This is a genomic window from Pseudomonas sp. C6002 (assembly GCF_013385805.1).
In the GTDB taxonomy this organism is placed as follows: Bacteria; Pseudomonadota; Gammaproteobacteria; order Pseudomonadales; family Pseudomonadaceae; genus Aquipseudomonas.
Genome location: NZ_JACAPH010000046.1, coordinates 63,491 through 83,870 on the forward strand (window position 1 = coordinate 63,491; position 20,380 = coordinate 83,870).

The 20,380-nt window shown below is 62.0% G+C and carries 20 protein-coding genes; 8 read left to right on the forward strand and 12 right to left on the reverse strand.

Features of this window, described 5'->3' with window-relative positions; genetic code table 11:
• The first annotated feature begins 66 nt into the window (after positions 1-66).
• Positions 67-1,104: an alpha/beta fold hydrolase gene (locus HX817_RS29725; protein ID WP_177042197.1), complete on the forward strand. Its 1,038-nt coding sequence runs from the start codon at positions 67-69 to the stop codon at positions 1,102-1,104.
• 226 nt (positions 1,105-1,330) lie between these two features.
• Here HX817_RS29725 and HX817_RS29730 read toward each other — a convergent pair whose 3' ends face one another.
• A complete protein-coding gene (locus tag HX817_RS29730) occupies positions 1,331-1,831 on the reverse strand; it encodes an Lrp/AsnC family transcriptional regulator (RefSeq protein WP_008436349.1) in 501 nt (166 codons plus the stop codon).
• 118 nt (positions 1,832-1,949) lie between these two features.
• Here HX817_RS29730 and HX817_RS29735 point away from each other — a divergent pair, with 118 nt between their 5' ends.
• The 4 genes from HX817_RS29735 to HX817_RS29750 all read left to right on the forward strand — a co-directional run bounded on the left by HX817_RS29735 (position 1,950) and on the right by HX817_RS29750 (position 6,483).
• A complete protein-coding gene (locus HX817_RS29735) occupies positions 1,950-2,984 on the forward strand; it encodes a histone deacetylase family protein (RefSeq protein WP_102369196.1) in 1,035 nt (344 codons plus the stop codon).
• A gap of 77 nt (positions 2,985-3,061) precedes the next feature.
• Positions 3,062-4,471, forward strand: a complete 1,410-nt coding sequence (locus HX817_RS29740; protein ID WP_102369195.1) for an amino acid permease — start codon at positions 3,062-3,064, stop codon at positions 4,469-4,471.
• A gap of 204 nt (positions 4,472-4,675) precedes the next feature.
• On the forward strand, positions 4,676-6,085 hold the full coding sequence (locus HX817_RS29745; protein WP_023658889.1) for an OprD family outer membrane porin: 1,410 nt from the start codon (positions 4,676-4,678) through the stop codon (positions 6,083-6,085).
• A gap of 164 nt (positions 6,086-6,249) precedes the next feature.
• Positions 6,250-6,483, forward strand: coding sequence for a molybdopterin-binding protein (locus HX817_RS29750; protein WP_008436351.1), 234 nt, complete (start codon positions 6,250-6,252; stop codon positions 6,481-6,483).
• On the opposite strand, the gene HX817_RS29755 is transcribed toward HX817_RS29750, so the two are convergent.
• The 3 genes from HX817_RS29755 to HX817_RS29765 all read right to left on the reverse strand — a co-directional run bounded on the left by HX817_RS29755 (position 6,464) and on the right by HX817_RS29765 (position 8,674).
• Positions 6,464-6,973 carry a cytochrome P460 family protein gene (locus tag HX817_RS29755; RefSeq protein WP_177042199.1) on the reverse strand — a complete coding sequence of 170 codons (510 nt, stop codon included), beginning with the start codon at positions 6,971-6,973 and terminating at the stop codon, positions 6,464-6,466. The two genes, HX817_RS29750 and HX817_RS29755, sit on opposite strands and share 20 nt — an antisense overlap.
• Positions 6,973-8,013 carry an alpha/beta fold hydrolase gene (locus HX817_RS29760; RefSeq protein WP_003215199.1) on the reverse strand — a complete coding sequence of 347 codons (1,041 nt, stop codon included), beginning with the start codon at positions 8,011-8,013 and terminating at the stop codon, positions 6,973-6,975. The genes HX817_RS29755 and HX817_RS29760 overlap by 1 nt, the downstream gene beginning before the upstream one ends.
• A gap of 133 nt (positions 8,014-8,146) precedes the next feature.
• The gene (locus tag HX817_RS29765) at positions 8,147-8,674 is read right to left on the reverse strand and encodes a GNAT family N-acetyltransferase (protein WP_177042201.1); all 528 of its coding nucleotides are present in this window, start codon (positions 8,672-8,674) and stop codon (positions 8,147-8,149) included.
• Between the two features lie 150 nt (positions 8,675-8,824).
• Between HX817_RS29765 and HX817_RS29770 the strand changes: the two genes are divergently transcribed.
• A complete protein-coding gene (locus HX817_RS29770; RefSeq protein ID WP_177042203.1) occupies positions 8,825-9,952 on the forward strand; it encodes a sensor domain-containing diguanylate cyclase in 1,128 nt (375 codons plus the stop codon).
• A gap of 3 nt (positions 9,953-9,955) precedes the next feature.
• On the opposite strand, the gene HX817_RS29775 is transcribed toward HX817_RS29770, so the two are convergent.
• The 7 genes from HX817_RS29775 to HX817_RS29805 form a co-directional block, all read right to left on the reverse strand.
• Positions 9,956-11,632, reverse strand: a complete 1,677-nt coding sequence (locus HX817_RS29775) for an ATP-binding protein (RefSeq protein ID WP_008436365.1) — start codon at positions 11,630-11,632, stop codon at positions 9,956-9,958.
• Positions 11,633-11,772: 140 nt separating this feature from the next.
• Positions 11,773-12,192, reverse strand: a complete 420-nt coding sequence (locus tag HX817_RS29780) for an organic hydroperoxide resistance protein (RefSeq protein ID WP_177042206.1) — start codon at positions 12,190-12,192, stop codon at positions 11,773-11,775.
• Positions 12,193-12,331: 139 nt separating this feature from the next.
• Positions 12,332-13,189 (reverse strand): CAP domain-containing protein, encoded by an 858-nt coding sequence (locus tag HX817_RS29785; RefSeq protein WP_003215212.1) that lies wholly within the window; start codon positions 13,187-13,189, stop codon positions 12,332-12,334.
• An 81-nt stretch (positions 13,190-13,270) separates the two neighbouring features.
• Entirely contained in the window at positions 13,271-14,596 is a 1,326-nt protein-coding gene (locus HX817_RS29790) for an MFS transporter (protein ID WP_008436370.1), read from the reverse strand.
• A 58-nt stretch (positions 14,597-14,654) separates the two neighbouring features.
• Positions 14,655-15,848 carry an L-2-hydroxyglutarate oxidase gene (lhgO, locus tag HX817_RS29795; protein ID WP_003215216.1) on the reverse strand — a complete coding sequence of 398 codons (1,194 nt, stop codon included), beginning with the start codon at positions 15,846-15,848 and terminating at the stop codon, positions 14,655-14,657.
• A 106-nt stretch (positions 15,849-15,954) separates the two neighbouring features.
• Complete coding sequence (locus HX817_RS29800) at positions 15,955-16,665, reverse strand: FadR/GntR family transcriptional regulator (RefSeq protein ID WP_008436372.1); 711 nt, start codon at positions 16,663-16,665, stop codon at positions 15,955-15,957.
• A 46-nt stretch (positions 16,666-16,711) separates the two neighbouring features.
• Positions 16,712-17,938, reverse strand: coding sequence for an MFS transporter (locus HX817_RS29805; protein WP_177042208.1), 1,227 nt, complete (start codon positions 17,936-17,938; stop codon positions 16,712-16,714).
• 111 nt (positions 17,939-18,049) lie between these two features.
• Here HX817_RS29805 and HX817_RS29810 point away from each other — a divergent pair, with 111 nt between their 5' ends.
• Entirely contained in the window at positions 18,050-18,940 is an 891-nt protein-coding gene (locus tag HX817_RS29810) for a LysR family transcriptional regulator (RefSeq protein ID WP_003215222.1), read from the forward strand.
• A 134-nt stretch (positions 18,941-19,074) separates the two neighbouring features.
• Positions 19,075-19,749 (forward strand): GNAT family N-acetyltransferase, encoded by a 675-nt coding sequence (locus HX817_RS29815; protein ID WP_003215223.1) that lies wholly within the window; start codon positions 19,075-19,077, stop codon positions 19,747-19,749.
• On the opposite strand, the gene HX817_RS29820 is transcribed toward HX817_RS29815, so the two are convergent.
• A complete protein-coding gene (locus tag HX817_RS29820) occupies positions 19,746-20,348 on the reverse strand; it encodes a TetR/AcrR family transcriptional regulator (RefSeq protein ID WP_177042210.1) in 603 nt (200 codons plus the stop codon). The two genes, HX817_RS29815 and HX817_RS29820, sit on opposite strands and share 4 nt — an antisense overlap.
• Between the last annotated feature and the right edge of the window lie 32 nt (positions 20,349-20,380).

A 20,380-nucleotide genomic window follows, 5' to 3' on the forward strand; every position in this document is an offset into this window, starting at 1 on the left:
TTTCCACCTGCTTTCCCATGACGGCGATGCCAGAATATGGCGCTTAGCCACTTAGGGAACTCAAGGATGAAAACGCTGTGTGCTGCTCTGTTGTTGATGGTTGTCACCGGGCTGGCCCAAGCCGGCGAGGTGCGGACCGGGTTCCAGGAAATTGTGATTCCCGACGCTGAACACGGCAGGCCGTTGCAGGTGGCGGTGTGGTACCCGACCGATGCCACCGGCACGCCACAACTGATCGCCGACAATCCGGTTTTCTACGGCGCGCCGGCCTTGAAGGACGCCGCACCGGCCGCCGGCGAGCATCCGTTGGTGGTGATCTCCCACGGCATCTTCGGCAACTGGATCAACCAGTCCTGGCTCGCCAGCGCGTTGGCCGGGCAGGGTTACATCGTCGCCTCGCCCAACCACCCCGGCACCACCAGCAAGGACCGCACACAGCCTGCCGCTTCCGAGCTGTGGAAACGGCCCCTGGATATCCATCGGGTGATTGATGCCGTGATTGCCCAGCCGAAACGCTTCGGCGCGGTGGCCCAACGCAAGATCGCCGTCGTCGGGCACTCCCTCGGTGGCTGGACCGCACTCGAAGTCGGCGGTGCCCGCTTTGATCCGCAGCGCTTTACCGAGGACTGCAAGTTGCATCCGGAAATTGCCCCTTGCAAGGCCTACGAACAACTTGAGGTTGGTCGTACCGAGCAGGCGAGGCAGCGACTGGCCGGCGACTTGAGCGACCCGCGCGTGGCGGCCATTGTTTCCCTGGACCTGGGATTCGCCCGCGGCTTCAGCGATGCCAGCCTCGCGGCGCTGAACCGTCCCACGTTGGTGATTGCGGCGGGCACGCCATCGCCGGAATTGCCCGCCGCACTCGAGTCGGCCGACTTGGCCAAGCGCCTGCCGCAGAAGACTTCGCGCTACGTGGAAATCAGCGACGCCACGCACTTCAGCTTCCTGCCCATCTGCAAGCCGGGCGCGGTGGAGCGGATTGAACAGAGCGACCCCGGCGAAGGCTTCATTTGCCTGGATGCCAAGGGTGCTCGTCCCAAGCCGCAGATCCAGCAGCAGGTACTCAGCTTGATCAGTGAGTTTCTGCAGCAGTCACTGCGCTAGCCGTCAGATGTCTTCGGACAACACACAGCCTGTGGCGAGGGAGCTTGCTCCCGCTGGGGTGCGAAGCAGCCCCGGCAATCCGCCAAACGCCACTGCGCTGTCAGAAAACCACTAACCCGTGGCGAGGGAGCTTGCTCCCGCTGGGGTGCGAAGCGCCTCCAACGACAGGACCGCTACGCAGTCCAACGGGAGCAAGCTCCCTCGCCACAATGGTATTTGCATTGGATCACTTCCCCACCCGCCCCGGAATGGCCACCCGACTTGTCGCCTTCACCTCCCGCAACGCCAGGCTCGACTGAATCGACGCAATCCCCAACTGCCGCCGCAACACGCTCTCCACAAAATCGCTGTAGGCGTCCAGATCCTCCGCCAGCACCTGCAGCAGATAATCCGCATCCCCGGTGATCTTGTGGCAGGACTGCACCTGCGGCAGTTCCTTGATCACGGCCTCAAAGTCCTCTGGCGTATGGTCGGAATGCACGGCAAACCGCACATGCACAAACGCCATGATTTCCAGGCCCAGCATCTTGCGATCGAGGTTGGCCTGGTAGTCCTTGATCACGCCTTCTTCCTCCAGCCGCTTGCGCCGTCGCCAGCATGGGGTGAGGCTCAGTGACAGGCGCTCGCTGAGTTCGGCGTTGGAAATACTCGCGTCTTCCTGCAGCAAGGCGAGGATGGCGAGATCGGTGTCGTCAAGTGCGACCTGTCTGGTTTTATTTTTCTTCATGGCGGCTCTTTGGGGTAAAAATTCCCGATTACGCTAGCATCGGCGCACGTAAAAGCAAAGAAAGCCCACCGCAGCCAGAACAAAATAATCACCTGTCTTTCACGGGTGGATGTCTTTCATGTTGACTGTTTTCAGCGACTCTCATCGTTTGCACCATGGCACCGAACTCAAGGATGGCGTGCTCAAGCCGTCCTTCGAACAACCCAGCCGCGCCGACACGGTGCGTGATCGGGTCAAGCACGTTGGGCTGGGCGATATCATCGTGCCGCGCACGTTCGACCGGGCCTGTTACGTCAATGCCCACAGCGAACGCTACGTGTCCTTCCTGGAAACCGCCTGGGCCGAATGGACGGCGATTGGCCGTGCCCATGACGCCTTGCCGCTGGTGTGGCCGGTGCGGGACCTGGCCAATGAGCAGGTGCCGGAATTCATCGACGGCAAGCTCGGGTTTTTCGCGATGGATGCCGGTTCACCGATTACCAGCACCACCTGGGAAGCGGTGAAGACCAGCGCCGATATCGCACTCACCGGCCTGGCATTGATTGATGAAGGCCACGACAGCGCCTTCGCCCTGTGCCGGCCACCGGGCCACCATGCGGCGCGGGAATACATGGGCGGTTATTGCTACCTGAATAACGCAGCCATTGCCGCGCAACAGGCGATCACCCAAGGCGCCAAACGGGTCGCGGTGCTGGACGTGGATTTCCACCACGGCAACGGCACGCAGAACATCTTCTACAACCGCAATGACGTGATGTTCGTCTCGCTGCATGGCGATCCGTCCGTGTCGTATCCCTACTATTCGGGCTTCAGTGCCGAGCGCGGTGCCGGGGCGGGCGAGGGGTTCAACCTGAACTACCCGCTGGCGAAAAACACCGGGTGGAGCACCTACAAAGAAGCGTTGCTCGACGCCTGCAATCAACTCAGAACGTTCTCGCCGCAAGTGCTGGTGATTTCCCTCGGCGTCGACACCTTCAAGGACGACCCCATCAGCCATTTCCTGCTGGAAAGCCGCGACTTCCTCGGCATCGGCGAGATCATCGCCAGCGTCGGCGTGCCCACGCTGTTTGTGATGGAAGGCGGCTACATGGTCGATGAAATCGGCATCAACGCGGTCAACGTGCTGCACGGTTTCGAGAACAAACACGCCTGACTCCGATGCCATTCCAACAATAAACAACGCCTGACTTTTTTCTGCCAAAACTCAAAAACATAACAAGAGGTTTTGTGATGAAAACAACCGTGCCCGGGCTGATTGAAAAGCCCGCTTTGCAACGCACCCTCAACAACCGCCATATCCAACTGATGGCCATGGGCGGTGCGATCGGCACCGGCCTGTTCATGGGCTCGGGCAAGATCATCGCGCTGTCCGGCACCTCGATCATCCTGATCTACATGATCATCGGGCTGTTTGTGTATTTCGTGATGCGCGCCATGGGTGAGCTGCTGCTGTCCAACCTGAACTTCAAGAGCTTCGCCGACTTTGCCGGTGCCTACCTGGGGCCGCGTGCGGCGTTTTTTCTTGGCTGGTCGTACTGGCTGAGCTGGAGCGTGGCGGTGGTGGGGGATGCGGTGGTGGTCGGGGGCTTTTTCCAGTACTGGTTCCCGCACGTGCCGGCCTGGATACCGGCGATTGCAATGCTGCTGACCCTGTTTGCCTTGAATGTGCTGACGGTGCGGCTGTTCGGCGAGGTGGAGTTCTGGTTTGCGATCATCAAGATCATCGCCGTGGTGACCCTGATCAGTGTGAGCGTGGTGTTGATTGCCAGCTCGTTTGTGTCGCCCACCGGCGTCACGGCTTCCCTGAATCATTTGCTGGATAAACAGGCGGCGTTTCCCAATGGCGTGTTCGGCTTCTTTGCCGGGTTCCAGATGGCGATCTTCTCGTTTGCCGGTACCGAGTTGATCGGCACGGCGGCGGCCGAAACCCGTTCGCCGGAGAAGACACTGCCCAAGGCAATCAACTCGATTCCGCTGCGGATCATCCTGTTCTACGTGCTGGCCTTGGCCTGCATCATTGCGGTGACATCCTGGGAGCAGGTGTCGCCCAGCAAGAGCCCCTTTGTCGAGCTGTTCCTGGTGGCCGGCTTTCCCGCCGCCGCCGGGATTGTGAATTTCGTGGTACTGACCTCAGCGGCTTCTTCGGCCAACAGCGGGGTGTTTTCGGCGAGTCGAATGTTGTTCGGCCTGGCGGACCTGGGAGACGCACCCGGGATATTCCGACGACTGTCGAAAAACAGCGTGCCGTTTATCAGCCTGGCGTTTACCACCTTCCTGATGCTGCTGGGCTTGTTGCTGCTGTTTATAGTCCCGGAAGTGATGACGGCCTTTACCATCGTCTCCACTGTTTCGGCGATCCTGGTGATCTTTACCTGGTCGACCATCCTGGCGTCCTACATCGCCTATCGGAAAAAGTGCCCGGAGCTACATGAAAAATCCCTCTACAAAATGCCCGGAGGCGTACCGTTGGCGTGGGTTTCACTTGGCTTCCTGGCGTTCGTACTTTGCCTGCTGGCACTTCGCCCAGATACCCGCCTGGCCCTTTGCGTGATGCCTGCATGGTTTATGTGGCTGGCGGTTGCCTACCATTTCTCGCATTTTCGCCACCGACTCCAGCCTGATCAACGCACGGCGCAGTAGCGGTTGTCGTACAACCGCAGGCCATTCAACCCTCGAAAAAGGCCGGCTTGTACGGCCTTTTCATGACGGTTTTTTCATCGGTACATGACAAAAATTTCACATTCTGCGCCATCGGCCCCATGCCACAATCCGCAGCGTTTGCAGGGCCGCAACGGTATTCGCTCGAAGGACAGTAAAAAAATAATGTTCACAGGGGCGCAGTAAATGAAACTCTCTACATTAGCGTTGGCCATCACGGCGGCTGTCCTTGCACAACACGCCAGCGCAGACGGCTTTGGTCTTGGCTCACTCGGCACGGGTGACGGCCATAGCGGCTTCCTCGAAGACAGTCATTCTTCGATCAGTTCGCGCACCATGTACTACAACGCCGACGTTCACTCCGGCACGGCGAACGACCTGCGGGAAGCGGCTCAAGTACTGCGTTTCGACTATAAATCCGGTTACACCCAGGGCACCGTCGGCGTAGGTTTCGACGTGATGGCTTTCGGCGCGTTGCGTCTGGACGGTGGCGATGGCCACGCAGCGGGCAATGGCCTGTCGGGTAACGGCAACAGCTTCTTCCCGGTGAAGAACAATGGCACCGAGCCTGCTGACAGCTTCGGTCGCGCAGCCGGCAACGTTAAATTCCGTATTTCCCAGACTGAATTGCACGTGGGCGGTGGTTTGGCGCCGATCCTGCCGATCCTGGTGTCCAACGACAGCCGTGCCGCACCGCAGACCTTTGACGGCGGCATCCTGACTTCCAAGGACATTCCCAACGTCACCTTCACCGGCGGCGAGCTGAACAAGGCTGAAGGTCGTGCATCGAGCAACTCCACGGGCTTGAGCGTGGCCGGTGCCACTCGCGACAGCGACAGCTTCCGTTTCGGTGGTGTCGACTACCAGCCGTTTGGTTCTTCTGACAACGTCATCGCTAAAAACCTGACGTTGCAGTACTACTACGCCAACCTGGAAGACTTCTACAAACAGAACTATTTCGGCCTGGTCCACGTATTGCCGTTGGGCAATGACCAGTCGTTCAAGACCGACCTGCGTTATTTCGACAGCACCAGCGACGGCAAAAACGGTTCGGCCGGCTATGCGTTCAACAACAACGGCGGCTATGCCAAGCACGCCGGTGAAGTCGACAACAAAACCTACAGTGCTGCCTTCACCTATCAGTTGGGCGGCAGCCAGTTGATGCTCGGCCATATCGGCGTGAGTGATGACGGTGGCTTCGTCTGGGTCAACCAGGGCAGCATCGCCGATCCAACCGCCCAAGGCGCGGCCGGTTCCGACTTCTACCTGTTCACCGACGCGGTGGTTGGCCAGTTCTCCCGTGCGGGCGAGCAGGTCAATTTCGGTCAGTACCTGTATGACTTCAGAACCCTGGTGCCGGGCCTGAAAGCCTCGATTGCCTACCTCAACGGCAGCGACATCAAGGCCAAGGTTGCCGGTGGCAGCGATCAGTCGGAACGCGAAACCGATTTCCGTCTTGATTACGTCGTGCAGGAAGGCCCGCTGAAAGGCTTCGGTACTACGTTCCGTACCGGCAGCTACCACGGCCATAACACCGGCACCGCCGACCAGGATCAGACTCGCCTGATCTTCAACTACACCTACGCGCTGTTTTAATCAGTCGTCGGTAACTGCTCCAGATGAAGGCCGCCCATTGGGCGGCCTTCTTTATTGGCGTGGGGTTCCAGCCAGAGCAGGGCGCTACAGTTGTTTTTACACAACGCAACGTTTAACCATGCGCGGCAATTCCCAACCTACAAGTCAAGACAAGAACCGTTTCCATGAAAGTCAGTGCACGCAACGTATTCAAAGGCCAGGTCAGCCAGGTCCAGCACGGCGCGGTCAATGCCGAAGTGGTGTTGACCCTGCCCGGCGGCGAGCAATTGGCGGGCGGTTCGAAGGTGTTTTCCATCGTGACCCGCGACGCGGTGGCCGAGTTGGGCCTGAAGCCGGGCGTGAGCGCCACGGCGTTTGTTGTTGAAAAAGGCTATTGCGCTAAGGCGCCAGCCGGGTGAACACATAATCATGGTTCTTCACCAGCGCCTGATGGCAGGCAAAGCAGGTCTCATGCTGCGCCTGGTCCACCGGCTTGCAATTGATGAACCGTCCAAAGCCCCAGCCTCCGGTCGCTGCGTATTTCTTCGAGTCCTTGACCATGAACTGCACGGTGGTCGCCGCGCCGGGAATCGACGCGGTCTTGAACTCGGGCGATTGCACGTGCTTCCAGGCCAGTTTCGCCAGCACGGTGCCGTCGGGGAAGGGCAGCGTGCCGTCGCGGTACGCCTTGAGCGCCACTTTATTGCCCAGCACCACCCGCAGTTCATTCAGCGGGTCGGCTTCCTGGGCCGGCGCGATCAGCTCCCATTGACGGTAGCCGTCGGGAATGGTCACGCCGTAGATCGGCGAAGGCTCGCTGGTAGCCGGGCCGCCAAAGGCGAACCCGGTAGCGGTGGCCACCACGGCAGCTGTTGCAGCGACGAGTGCAGCAAGATGCAGGCGCTTCATCACAGGTGGTCCGCATCGATCACAGCCTTGGCAAAGGCTTGCGGTGCTTCCTGCGGCAGGTTGTGGCCGATGCCGCCGCTGATCAGGCGGTATTCGTACTTGCCGGTAAAGCGTTTGGCATAGTCCTCTGCGGCCGGGTGCGGCGCGCCGTTGGCGTCGCCTTCCATGGTGATGGTGGGTACGTTGATGGACGGGGCGGTGGCGAGTTTCTGCTCCAGCGCAGCGTATTTTTTCTCTCCCTGCACCAGCCCCAGGCGCCAGCGGTAGTTGAAGATCGATACGGCGACGTGGTCGGGGTTGTCCAGGCCTTTGGCGCTGCGGTCGAAGGTGGCGTCGTCGAATGCCCATTTTGGCGAGGCGATCTGCCAGATCAACTTGGCGAAGTCGTGGGTGTTTTTCGCATAGCCGGCGGCGCCGCGATCGGTGGCGAAGTAGAACTGGTACCACCATTGCAACTCGGCCTTGGGCGGCAATGGGTTCTTGCCCGCGGCCTGGTTGCCGATCAGGTAGCCGCTGACCGATACCAGCGCCTTGACCCGCTCAGGCCACAACGCCGAGACGATGTCGGCGGTGCGCGCACCCCAGTCATAGCCGCCGAGCACGGCCTGCTTGATCTTCAGCGCGTCCATGAAGTCGATCAGGTCGACGGCGAGGGCGGCCGGCTGGCCGTTGCGCAGGGTCTTTGCCGACAGGAAATGGGTATCGCCATAGCCGCGGGCGTAAGGCACCAGCACCCGGTAGCCCTGGGCGGCCAGCAGCGGCGCTACCTCGGAGTAGCTGTCAATGTCGTAGGGCCAGCCATGCAGCAGGATCACCACCGGGCCATCGGCCGGGCCGACTTCGGCGTAGGCCACATCCAGCAAGCCGGCTTTCACATGCTTCAACGGGCCGAGCGCGCTGTGGGCAGTTGCGCTGGCAGCCGCCGGTGCTTGCGCGTCCTGTGCACTGGCGACGCCGAGGGCACCGAACTGCAACAGCGCAAAGGCCAGCAGCGACGCGCCCATCAGGCGGCGGGGTGGGGTGTTCAACTGTGTGTGCATGGTGAGTCTCCGGCGGCGGGTGGTGTGCCTGGCTCACAGTTGAACGTAGTTGTGTATCCCGTCTGTTTCGAGAAAACCCGTGGGTTAAAGGTTTTGTATCGCAGCGGTGTTTGGACACACTGCGATACAAAGGTCAGAGGGCCCGCCGGGCCACATACACCAGGCTCGGCGCCTGACCGGGTACATCGTCCAGCTCATCGATGTACTGCATGCCGATTTTCTCCAGCACCTTGATCGACGCTGTATGCGCCGGACGCACCACGCCGTACACCTGCGGCTGGTCCAGCTCGACAAACGCAAACTGCAACGCCGCCCTGGCAAGCTCGGTTGCAAAGCCCTGGCCCCAGGCGCTGACCGCAAAGCGGTAGCCCAGGTTGATCCGCTCAACGTCGTTGTAGGGGTACAAGGTGATGCCACCAAAGCCGATCACGCAGTCCGGCGCCTCTTGTGTGGCAATCGCCCATTGGCCAAAACCATGTTCTGCCCAGTGCAGCAGCCAGCGAGCCAGGGCGGCCTCGGCTTGGCCCTGGTCCGTCAAGGGGCCCGCCGGGTTGTAGCGGTTGGTCTCGGGATCGCCATAAATGGCAAATACACTGGCCACATCGTCGGCCGCTGCGGGCCTGAGAATCAGGCGTTCGGTGGTTATCGGGTGGGTATTCATGGGTGGACTCTGATCCTTGGAGCGAGCGAGAAGGTGTTCACCTATATTTATCCTGCTTTCGGCGCTCTAGCACGCTTGATTCAGTTGTTAGGGCTACTGGCAGGATGCCACAATGGCACTTTGTCGCGGCAGTAAGATCAGGCGGACCAAATGAATGGCCTTGGGCGTGGGCAGGACCAGGATTGCTTCATCGAGGAGCAGGTACGAACAGATCGATTGCACCAGCTGTTTCGCCAGTCATTCTCTGCAGTGTTCGGCAGTTATATGGCGGCCGCCATGCTGTGCTGGCTGTGCTGGGAACGTTTTGATCACCGGGTAATGCTGGTCTGGCTGGTGGTATTGGCGGGGACGTCGTTGCTGCGGGTGTGGATGTTCATGGACTGGTTTCGCTGCCCCAACAGTGAACGCACTCCCGCGCGCTGGGAGCGGCGCTACTGGGTAACGCTGATGTTGTCGGCCGGGGTCTGGGGCATCGGCGCATTCGCCCTGATGCCCACCGACGACCGCCTGTCCCAGGCCCTGGTGATGTTGTTCACCGTGGGCATGTCGGTCAGCGCAGTCTCGTGTTATTCAGCCTATCGCTACATGACCCTGGTCTCCATGGGCCTGGTGCTGCTGCCGTGCACCCTGTGGCTGCTGTTTCAACCGTCGTCGATGCAAGTCGGCATGGCCCTGGCGGTGCTGGTGTTCTCTTCGTTTGTCGGTGGCGCCACGCGCAAGCTGTCGGATGCCCTGGAAAAAGCCTTTCGCCTGACCCGGCAAATGGAACGAGCCCACAACATCTCCGCCCGCGTCGCGCAAACCGACGAACTCACCGGCCTGATGAACCGCCGGGCGTTTTTCGAGCATGCGCAGTTGCTCTACGAACAGTGCCGGCATAACCAGCAGCCGTTGTGCGCGCTGATGATGGACATGGACCACTTCAAGGACATCAATGACACCTACGGCCACCAGGCCGGGGACCAGGTGCTGCGCCAGATCGGCGGGGTGATCAGCGCGTCGTTTCGCCAGGCCGATGTGTACGGGCGGCTGGGGGGCGAGGAGTTTGCGGTGTTGCTGCCGGATACGTCGCTGGAGACCGGGCGGGACATCGCCGAGCAGTTGATCAAGGCCATTGCCGGGCTGACCAGCGAGCCGGTCAAGGGGTTGACCGCCAGCCTCGGCGTGGCCTGGGCTCGCGCGGTGGACCAGGACCTGCACGGCCTGATGAACACCGCAGACAAGGCGCTGTACCGCGCCAAGGCCCTCGGGCGTAACCAGGTGGCCGTCGCGGAATAGGCCTCAGCCCTTGAGCAGCGCCTTGGCCAGCACCTGTGAGACCTGGTCGGCCGAGTAGGGCTTGGGCAGGAACACCAGGCCTTCATAGCCGCTTTCCGCCAGTTCCTCGCTGTAGCCCGAGGTCAGTACCACCGGCAGGCCGGGCCGGCGCCGTCGCAGTTCCCTGGCCAGGGCCACCCCGGTGATGCCGGGCATCACCACGTCGGAAAACACCGCATCGAACCCCAACGCGTCTGCGCCGGCCAGTTCCAGCGCCTGTTCGGCATTGGTTGCCCAGGTGGTCTGGTAGCCGAGGTCCTGGAGGATCTGATTGGCAAAGCGGCCCACTTCCAGGTTGTCTTCCACCACCAGGATATGGCGCTGGGCGCATTCGGTGATCAGCCCGCAGGTGTCCGGGGTGTCACGTTGGAAGCTCTCTTCAGGTACCACTTGCGGCAAGTACAGGGTAAACACCGTGCCCTGGCCAACCTGGCTGGCCACATCGACGTTGCCGCCCGATTGCTTGGCGAAGCCGAACACCTGGGACAGTCCCAGGCCGGTGCCCTTGCCGACTTCCTTGGTGGTGAAGAAGGGTTCGAAGATGCGCTCGAACGTCTCCCCGGGAATCCCGCTGCCGGTGTCGGTGAGTGAAATGGCGATGAACGCCTGGCGTGAACCGGCGTCACCACGGATGCTCGGCAGTGCTTGATCGGCGTCCAGTCGCAGGGTCAGGCTACCCTGGCCGTTCATCGCGTCCCGGGCGTTGAGGGCGATGTTGATCAGGGCGGTTTCAAACTGGCTGGAGTCGGCGCGGATGTAGCACGGCTGCCCGGGCAGTTCGACGTGCACATGAATCCGCGCGCCAGTCACCGTCTCGAGCATCTCGCCGATGTTTTTCACCCGCAGGCCTGCATCGAACACTTCCGGGTTCAGCGGCTGGCGCCGGGCAAATGCGAGCAACTGGCTGGTCAATTTGCCGGCCCGGTCCACGGTGTCGGTAACCGCGCTCATGTAGCGCTGGCGACGCTCTTCGGACAGGCTCGGCATCCGCAGGAAGTCGACGGATGAGCGAATGATGGTCAGCAGGTTGTTGAAGTCGTGGGCCACGCCACCGGTCAACTGGCCGATGGCTTCAAGCTTTTGCGATTGACGCAAGGCGGCTTCGGTCTGGGTCAGCAGGGTGGTCCTTTCGGTGACGCGCTGCTCCAGGCTTGCATTCAGCTCGGCCAGGCGCTGGGACAAAACCACGGTGGCGGTGGTTTCGGTCACGGTGTCGAGCATGCCGACCACCTTGCCCTGTACGTCGCGGATCGGGCTGTAGCAGAAGGTGAAGTACGCCTGCTCCGGCGCGCCGCCGCGTTCGATCGTCAGCGGGAAGTTTTCGATAAAGGTGGCTTCACCTGCGAAGGCGGCATCCGCGATCGGACTGATCTCGGGCCAGGCTTCCTGCCAGATCTCGTTGAATGGCCGCCCGAGGGCATCAGGCTTGTCGCCGAGAATCGGGATAAACCCGTCGTTGTAAAGCGTGATCAGCGCAGGCCCCCAGACGATCGCCTGGGGGAAACTGGAGGCAAGGCACAGGGCGACGGTGGTCTTCAGTACGTCCGGCCAGTGTTCCAAAGGCCCCAATGGCGTATTGGCCCAGTTGTGATGCCGGACCCGTTCGGCCATTTCGCCGCCGCCTTGCAGCCAGTTTGTCATTCGGTGAACGCCTTCTTGCCACGGTTCGCTGAGGTAGGGATGCCAAGCTACAGACATCCCGGGACTCAGCCAGTTCAGCGGGATTATCCACTAGATGGCACTTTAGTGTCTCGGCCGGATAATGCTTCGCTGAGCTCCCTTCAGGCCACCGTAATCGTTACCGCGATATTGCCGCGGGTGGCCTTGGAATACGGGCACGTCTGGTGGGCACGGTCCACCAGTGCCTGCGCCGCCGAGTGTTCGATACCCGGCAGGCTGACCCGCAGGCGCGCCTGTAGGTAATAGCCATCTTCCGGGCTGTTCACCAGGTCCACTTCGGCACTCACTGCCGTGTCGGCGGGCAGGCGGATGTGAAGGGTTTGTGCGGCTTTGCCCATTGCGCCGATAAAGCAGGCGGACCAGCCGGCACCAAACAGTTGCTCGGGGTTGGTGCCGGGCGCCTTGGAGCCGGGCGGCGACAGCTTGATGTCCAGGTGCAGGTCATCGCTGTGGGACGCGCCTTCACGCCCGCCGGTGGTGTGGGTTTTGCCGGTGTAGAGCACGGTGCTGTTCTGGGACATGACGGTTTCCTCGCAAGTGGCCCGGGGTGGGCCGGTGTGCACAGGAAACCGCGCCGGCGTATCCGCAATGTGTCATCGCCGGGGCCCTGCACCTCGCAGTGTGTCGCCTCGCCGGGAAGATACGTTGGGATACAAACCGTTATTGCTGCTGCACGCCAAACAAACCGGTCCAGTAGATGCCGGCATCACTTTTCGGGTCCATGGCGTAGGCGGCGCCCATTTCGCGGAACTGCGGGTTCATCAGGTTGGCACAGTGCCCGGGGCTGGCCAGCCAGCCGTCGACCACCTTGCGTGGGGTGTCCATGCCGGCGGCGATGTTCTCGCCGATCTGCTGGCCGATGTAGCCTGCCAGTTCAGCCCGGTCACCCGGGGTGCGGCCATCGTGGTCCAGGTGATCGAAGAAGTTGCCGTTGGCCATGTTGCGCGCGTGGCCGGCGGCGGCGTTGGCGAGTGCTTCGTTCCAGCTCAGGGGTGTGGTGGCGGCAAAGGCCTGGGCGCCACATTGGCGTGGTTGCTGGCGGGCGGTGTTGATCAGGTCGAGCACCTTCTTGCCTTCGGTCTGGGTCTCGCCCAGGCCGCTGGTCAGCAGCGGGCGGGCCAGCACGATGCGCCAGTCCTGGCCGCTGTTGCTCACGCCGATATCAATGAACTGCGGGTCGAGCACCACCCGGCAAAAACTTTCGCGCACGGCTTTCATCGCGGCTTCGGCGTTCCTGGGCCCGGACAGGCTGATGGCCTGGACGTTGACCATCGGGTACGCCGCCCTCGCCAGCGCCTGCTGCAAGTCGCCGACACTGTTGACCGGCAACACCAGCCGCGTGTCGCTGGCCAGCGGTGGCAATTCCTGGGAACCCTGGTTGCCGCAGCGCTGGACCTGGCTGCGGTATTGATTGATCGAGTCGACCAACAGGCTTTCTTCACCCGCCTGCGCCTGGGCGGTAAACACCAGACTGGCGGCCAGCGTCGTAAGACCCATCATCAATGACAGAACGCGCATGGACGTTTCCCTTGAGCTTGAAAGTGCCCATGATGCGCGATGAAGGGGCATCCATGCACCCGTTGGTCCGAACTTTTTGCCTCAGTTCTTGAATGCCGAGTGTTTACGGCCCTGATCGCACAAGGCGAACACCACCACCAGCAGGGACGAGATCGCGAGGATTATCACAACGCCATCAGTGGAGTGAGTGGCCGACGCCGCCACCATCGACAACGCCCCTAATGGCGCCAGGCCACCTGCGATCGCGGTGCCGATTTCTCGCCCGGTGCCAAAGCCCGAGGAGCGGGTCTGGGTCGGGAACTGGCGGCTCAGGAACGAACCCTGCGGCGCAAACATCATCGGCGCGAGGATGCCGGTGCCCACGCCAATGGCGACGTAGATCATCAGGCTTTCACCGGTATTGAGCAGCGCAAGGAACGGGTAGGCAAACAGCAGCGACAGCAGGCCGCCGAGCATCAGCACGGTCTTGCTGCTCCACTTGTCGCACAACCAGCCGAAGCATGGCACGGCGACGATGGCGATCAGGCTGGCAATGGTCACCGACAGCGACGTGACGTGCACATCGACACCCTTGAACTGGGTGAGGTAAGCCAGGGAAAAGGTCTTGAAGATGTAGCTCAACGCGTTGTAGCCAATCGCCACGAAGAACACCACGGCCAGGCCCTTGAGGTCGTTCTTGAACAGCGCCTTGAGCGGCGACGCCTTGGCCTTTGCGGTTTCCTTGCTCAGTTCCTTGAATTCCGGGGTTTCCGGGATGCTGTTGCGCACCCACAGGCCCACACCCACCAGCGCGATGCTGCAAATGAACGGAATCCGCCAGCCGCCGGCCAGCAGGAATTCATTGCCGTTGATGGTCAGCAGGTACACGGTCAGCGACGACAGCAGCAAGCCCAGGTTCAGCCCGAGCGCCGGCCATGCACCCTGGCTGCCGCGCTTGCCTTCTGAGGCGTGCTCGTAGGAGGTAACCGCCGCGCCGGACAGTTCGGCACCGGCCCCCAGGCCCTGGATGATGCGGATAAACACCAGCACGATCGGCGCCCAGATGCCGATGGAGGCGTAGCTGGGGATCAGCCCGATCAGTGTGGTGCACACGCCCATCATGCAGAAGGTCAGCACCAGCACTTGTTTACGCCCGAACTTGTCGCCCAGGTAGCCAAACAGAATGCCGCCGAACGGGCGCGCGATGAAGCCGATGGCAAAGGTGGAAAACGCCATCAGCGTAGCGGCTTTCGGGTCGCTGTTATCGAAGAAAATCTTCGAGAACACAATCGCCGCCATGGTGGCGTACAGGTAAAAGTCATACCACTCCAGCATCGAACCGAAGATCGTCGCGGCCGCGACTTTGCGCAGGCGTTTCCTGGTTTGCTCGGGGGTTTCAACGTCCGGGGTGCGGGCTGTAGCCGTCATTCTGTACTTCCTTATGAGTCATTATATTTATTGTCAAAGTGAGGCGTGGTGCGGTGCGTCAGTGGGGCTTGAACATGCGGTCGGCGATCATCGAACCGATGGGAATCGCGGAGGTGGCAGCGGGTGAGGGCGCATTGCACACGTGGAGCATTCGCGGGGTCTGGGCGAACAGGAAGTCGTGCACCAGGGTGCCGTCGCGCATCACGGCCTGGGCGCGGATGCCGGCTTCATAAGGCAGCAGGTCTTCGATGTTGAGCGATGGGCAGTACTTGCGGCACTGCTCCAGGTAGCCGGACTTGAACAGCGAGTTCTTCATCTCGACGCTGCCCGAACCGAGGTTCTGCCAGATGGTTTTCCAGAAGCCCGGGAAGCTCGCGTACTGCGCCACGTCGCGCCAGTTCACCGAGAATTTGCGGTAGTTCTCGCGACCCAGGCCGAGTACGGCATTCGGGCCAACGGTGACGCTGCCGTCGATCATGCGGGTCAGGTGCACGCCGAGGAAGGGCAGCTCCGGGTCGGGAATCGGGTAGATCAGGTGGTTGACGATGGTGTTCTTCGATTCCGGCAAGCGGAAGTATTCGCCACGGAACGGGATGATCTGGTGGTCGATCTTGACGCCGGCCATCACGGCCAGGCGGTCCGATTGCAAACCTGCACACACCACCAGATGCCTGGCCTGCCAGCTTTCGCCCCGGGTGCTGACGGTGACTTTGTCGGTGTCCTCGACGATCGCAGTGACGGTGCGTTCCAGGCAGATTTCCCCGCCGGCGCGACGAATTACCCGGGCCATGGTTTCGCAGACTTCGCGGTAATCGACAATGCCGGTGGCGTCGAGAAACAGCCCGCCCAGCCCGACGATGTTCGGTTCGCGCTGGCGCAACTGGTCGGCGTCCAGGCGTTCGACTTTCATGCCGTTGAGCTGCGAGCGGGCGTACAGCGCTTCCATCCGTTGTACTTCCAGATCAGTCGAGGCCACCAGCAACTTGCCGCACACCTCGAACTTGATCCCGTGCTCGGTGCAGAACTGCTTCGTGGCTTCGGCGCCACGTTTGCACAAGTCGGCCTTGAGGCTGCCCGGCGCGTAGTAGATGCCGGCATGGATCACGCCGCTGTTATGGCCGGTCTGGTGTTTGGCCAACAGGCTTTCCTTCTCCAGGATCACCAGCGAGGCGTTGGGCTGGCGCTTGAGCAACTCCATCGCGGTGGCCAAACCGACGATGCCGCCGCCGATGATGCAAAAGTCATAAATCATTGTTTTGGGTACCTACGCATTTCAGTCTGCTTATCAGGTTGTCAGACTAATGTTTTTGTTAAAAAAACAGCGCGCCATCGGCACGCTTTAAACGGGTTCGGATCGGTCAATTGATAGCGGGCAGTTCCAGATGCAGGCGCCTTGCTGCGGCGCGCAAGTGAGCCTCGGCACAGGCGGCGGCGCCTTGGGCATCACCGTCGACGATGGCCTGGTAGAGCGCGGTGTGTTCCTGGGTGGCATCGGCCGAGCCGCTGACAAAGCGGGTGGCGGAGTTTTCCCAGGCGGTCTTGCGGGCGCTGGCCAGTTGGCTTCTGAGGAAGTCATGGAAGGCCACGAAATAGTCGTTCTTGCTGGCCTCGGCGATGGCGCGATGGAATTCCACATCGGCCAGGGCGGCGGCGTCGAAGTCGGCGCGCTTGTCGTGCATTTCCTGCAGGGCGGTCTTCATGCGCTGCAGGTCGGCGGCGTCGCGGCGTTGGGCGGCAATCGAGGCGGCCTGGGTTTCGATCCACAGGCGCACTTCGAACATTTGCGCCAGGTCCGGGCGGCGACCGTTTTTTTCCGGGAAGCGGAACACGGTGCCGGCCGGGGTTTGCGAGATAAATGAGCCCAGGCCACGCCGCGCAGTCAGTACGCCATCGGCCTTGAGCTGGGCAATCGCTTCGCGCACCACCGAACGGCTGACATTGAGTTGTTCAGCCAGTTGCTGTTCGGTGGGCAGGCGCGCTTCGGGCGCCAGTTGGCCGGAATCGATTTCTGCACGAATGGCGCTGACAACGCGCATAACGAGCGAATCAGGGCGCTGGAGCTCAAGCATGGGAAAACCTTGGTAATCAGGTTGTCAGACAATAGTCGTTACGATTTTACCTTGTCAAGACAGGTGTTACGCGGAACCGGGCGCGTAGGGCCAGGAAAAGACCTACACCAATCAGTGCCAATGCCACGCCGAACGTGGCTTGCATCCCACTTCCCACATCGGCGGGAGTGGCTGTGGAGAGGTCACCTGAAACGTGCGCAAAGACAGCACCCAATGCCGAGGCGCCCGCGATCAGCCCCACATTGCGTGACAGGTTGAGCAAGCCGGCGACTACGCCACGGCGGTCTGCCAGTACGTCGCTCATCACGGCGGTGTTGTTGGCGGCTTGAAACTGGGCGTAGCCGAGGGTGAGGATGATCAGCGGGGCGACGTACCCGGCAACCCCAAGGTTCAGCGGCGCCAGGGAGAGCAGCAGGCACCCCGCCAGCATCGCCAGCAGCCCGGCGATGGTCATCGGGCCGCAGCCGAAACGGTCGGTCAAACGTCCCGCAGGGATGCCCGTCAATGCCGAAACGCAGGGCCCGACTGCCATTGTCAGGCCCATCCAGGCAGGGTCGAGGCCTGCACCGTGGGTCAGGTAGAAGGGCCCGACCGCCAAGGTCGCCATCATCACCGCCGATACCAGCGCGCTCATGGCCAGGCCAGCGCTTAGCGTTGAATCCCGTAAAGTCGACAAGAAACTGAACCCGGATTGCGCGGGCCGTAGCCCATGGCGGTCGACGCGCAGATAGCGCCGGGCGAGGGCAAATGTCAGCAAACCCAGCGGCACGGTGATGAAAAACAGCGCGCGCCAGCCAAACCCCGCGATCAACACCCCGCCAAGGCTTGGCCCCAGCGCGGTACCCATGGCCGACATCGTGCCCAGCAACCCCATGGCGCGGCCGGTGCGTTCCTTGGCCACGGTCTCGCCCACCAGCGCCATGGTCATCGCCATCATGATCGCCGCGCCCAGGCCTTGCAGGGCGCGGGCCGCAATCAACAGCCCGAGGGACGGAGCCATGCCGCACAGGGCCGAGGCAACGGTGAAAAGCAACAACCCGGCCAAGAGCAGGCGGCTGCGGCCCATCAGGTCGCCCAGTCGCCCGACGCTGACGATCACCGCGGTAATCGCCAGCAAGTAGGCGAGCACCACCCACTGCGCCGCCTGGAACGATGCATCAAACGCCTGCACCAGGCTCGGCAGGCCGACGTTGGCGATGCTGGTGCCCAAGGACGCCAGCAACATGGACAGTGACAGGGCGACGAGAGCGCCACGGGGTGCAGGTGATTTCATCAAGAGGCTCCTGGGTTTGACCGCTGTCAGAAATCTACGCCGTCACCTAACATGGCGGAAGGCGCAGCATTTGCACTTTATACGTGCGCCAAACGCCCTATGAGGTTTGCCGTGTCGACACCTGATTTCAATCTGCTGGTCACCCTCGATGTGTTGCTCGCCGAAGGCAGCGTCGCCCGTGCCGCTCAACGCTTGCGCCTGAGCCCGTCGGCGATGAGCCGGGCGCTGGCGCGACTGCGGGAAACCACCGGCGATCCGTTATTGGTCCGTGCCGGCCGCGGCCTGGTACCCACGCCGCGCGCTCTGGCGTTGCGCGAACAGGTCAGCCAGTTGGTGCAGGACGCCGAAGCGGTGTTGCGACCCGCTGCGACGCTGGATGTGAGCCAACTGGTACGCACCTTCACCTTGCGCACCAGCGACGGATTTGTTGAAAACTTCGGCCCGGCGCTGTTGACGCGGATCGCCCGGGAAGCGCCTGGCGTGCGGTTGCGCTTCGTGCACAAGCCGGACAAAGGCAGTACGCCGCTGCGCGATGGCAGTGTCGACCTGGAAACCGGCGTGGTCGACAGCAGCGCCAGCCCCGAGGTGCTGACCCAGGCGCTGTTCCGCGACCGGTTTATCGGCGTGGTGCGCAAGGGCCATCCGCTCAGCCAGGGCGAAGTCACGCCGCAGCGCTTCGCCGAAGGCCAGCACATCTACGTGTCCCGGCGTGGCCGTGATCAAGGCCAGATCCATCAAGCCCTTGAAGCGCTCGGGCTGACCCGGGACGTGGTGACCATCGTCGCCGGCTTCTCGACCGCCCTGGCCCTGGCCCGCAGCACCGACCTGATCGCCAGCGTGCCGGAGCGGCATACCGCCAACCTGCACAGCGACCTCTACCGCTTTGCGCTGCCGTTCGTGTTCCCGGACTTCACCGTATCGATGCTCTGGCACCCGCGCCTGGACGCCGACCTGGCCCATCGCTGGCTGCGCGGTTGCCTGCGGGAGGTATGTGCGCAATGAGCCGAGCCCGGACATCCAGCACCCATTGTGGCGAGGGAGCAAGCTCCCTCGCCACAATGGGTGCTTGCGGGTCCACGGCGGCCCTTCAGCAGGTACAATCCGCCGGGCCTTAAAATGAAACACCAGGAATTCAAATGTTCAGCCTTACCCATTACGAAACCCCATGCCCCGAGCCGATCAACGCGCAGATCCTGCAGATGGTGGTCGACTACCTGACGGACATCAGCATGGTCGCCATCCCGCCAAGCAACCTGCTGTACAACGTCTACCAGTACGCCATCGGCTACGAGGTGCACCTGTACCTGGAAGCGCTGGGCGGGTCCAAGGGCATTGCGGTGGAATTGATCGTCGCGCTGGACGCGCAGGAGCAGGTGATCGGCTTCCTGCTGTACCTGCCGGTGAAGGACGATCCCGAGGCGTGCGGCGTGGCTTACATGGCGGTGCACGCCAGCCATCGGCGCAAAGGCGTGGCGCGGGCGATGATGCAGGACATGCTCGCTCGCTACCCCCATGCCGAACTGACCTGCGCAGTGGAGAAGGTCCCGGCGTTCGAGTCCATGGGCTTTCAACTGCGCGGTGTGCGCGGTACCCAGGTGTTGATGAACACCCGCGACTACAGCACTGACGGCTTGATGGGGTTGCTGGATGTGGCGTCGATCTACAGCTCGCTGGAGGTGCGGCAGATCCACACCTACCTCCTGCAAAAGCACGGCAAGCGGGCGATGGTCGATGCCGAAAAACAGCGTGATCGTCACTTCGACCAGATGACCCACAAGGCTCGGATGTTCGTGCACGCAAGGCTGGGCTAACGCGCTCCTCGACTCACCATCGACTTGATGCTCGCAAACAGCTCCTCTTGCGCCTCCAGCGGGCTGATCTCCCCGCTGGCCGCAGCATGGGACAAGGCGTCCGCCGCGCCCAGCATTGCGCGTAAACCGGGCTGGCCAATCACACCGTCCACGGCAAAGGGGGAGAGGGCATCGCGACACTTGCCAAGGAAAATTGCGTCGTACTCACGCTTGATGGTCTCCAGTTCCGGGCTGCCGGCCAGGGCCGCAATCACTCCCGGAATTTCCCGCCCTTGTAGCAACACACAATCGACGTAGCACGAGGCGATCACCCAGGCGCGGTCGTCCAGGGTGGGTTCGCTGGCCTCGATTGCGGCGGCAAATACCTGGTTCTGCCGCGCGTCGAAATCTTCATACAGCGCGGCCAGCAGCCCCGCGCGATCGCCGAAATGGTCATACACCACCGGCTTTGTAACGCCGGCCAATTCGGCCAGATGCCCGAGGGTCAGCGCGTCGGTGCCTTCTTCGCGCACCAGTTGCCAGGCCACGTCGAGCAGCTGGCGCAACCGGTCATCCCGGGACAGGCGACGGCGAGGGGCAGGGGATTGATCGATTGACATGCTTATATACCAAAAGTAACTTACCAACGGTA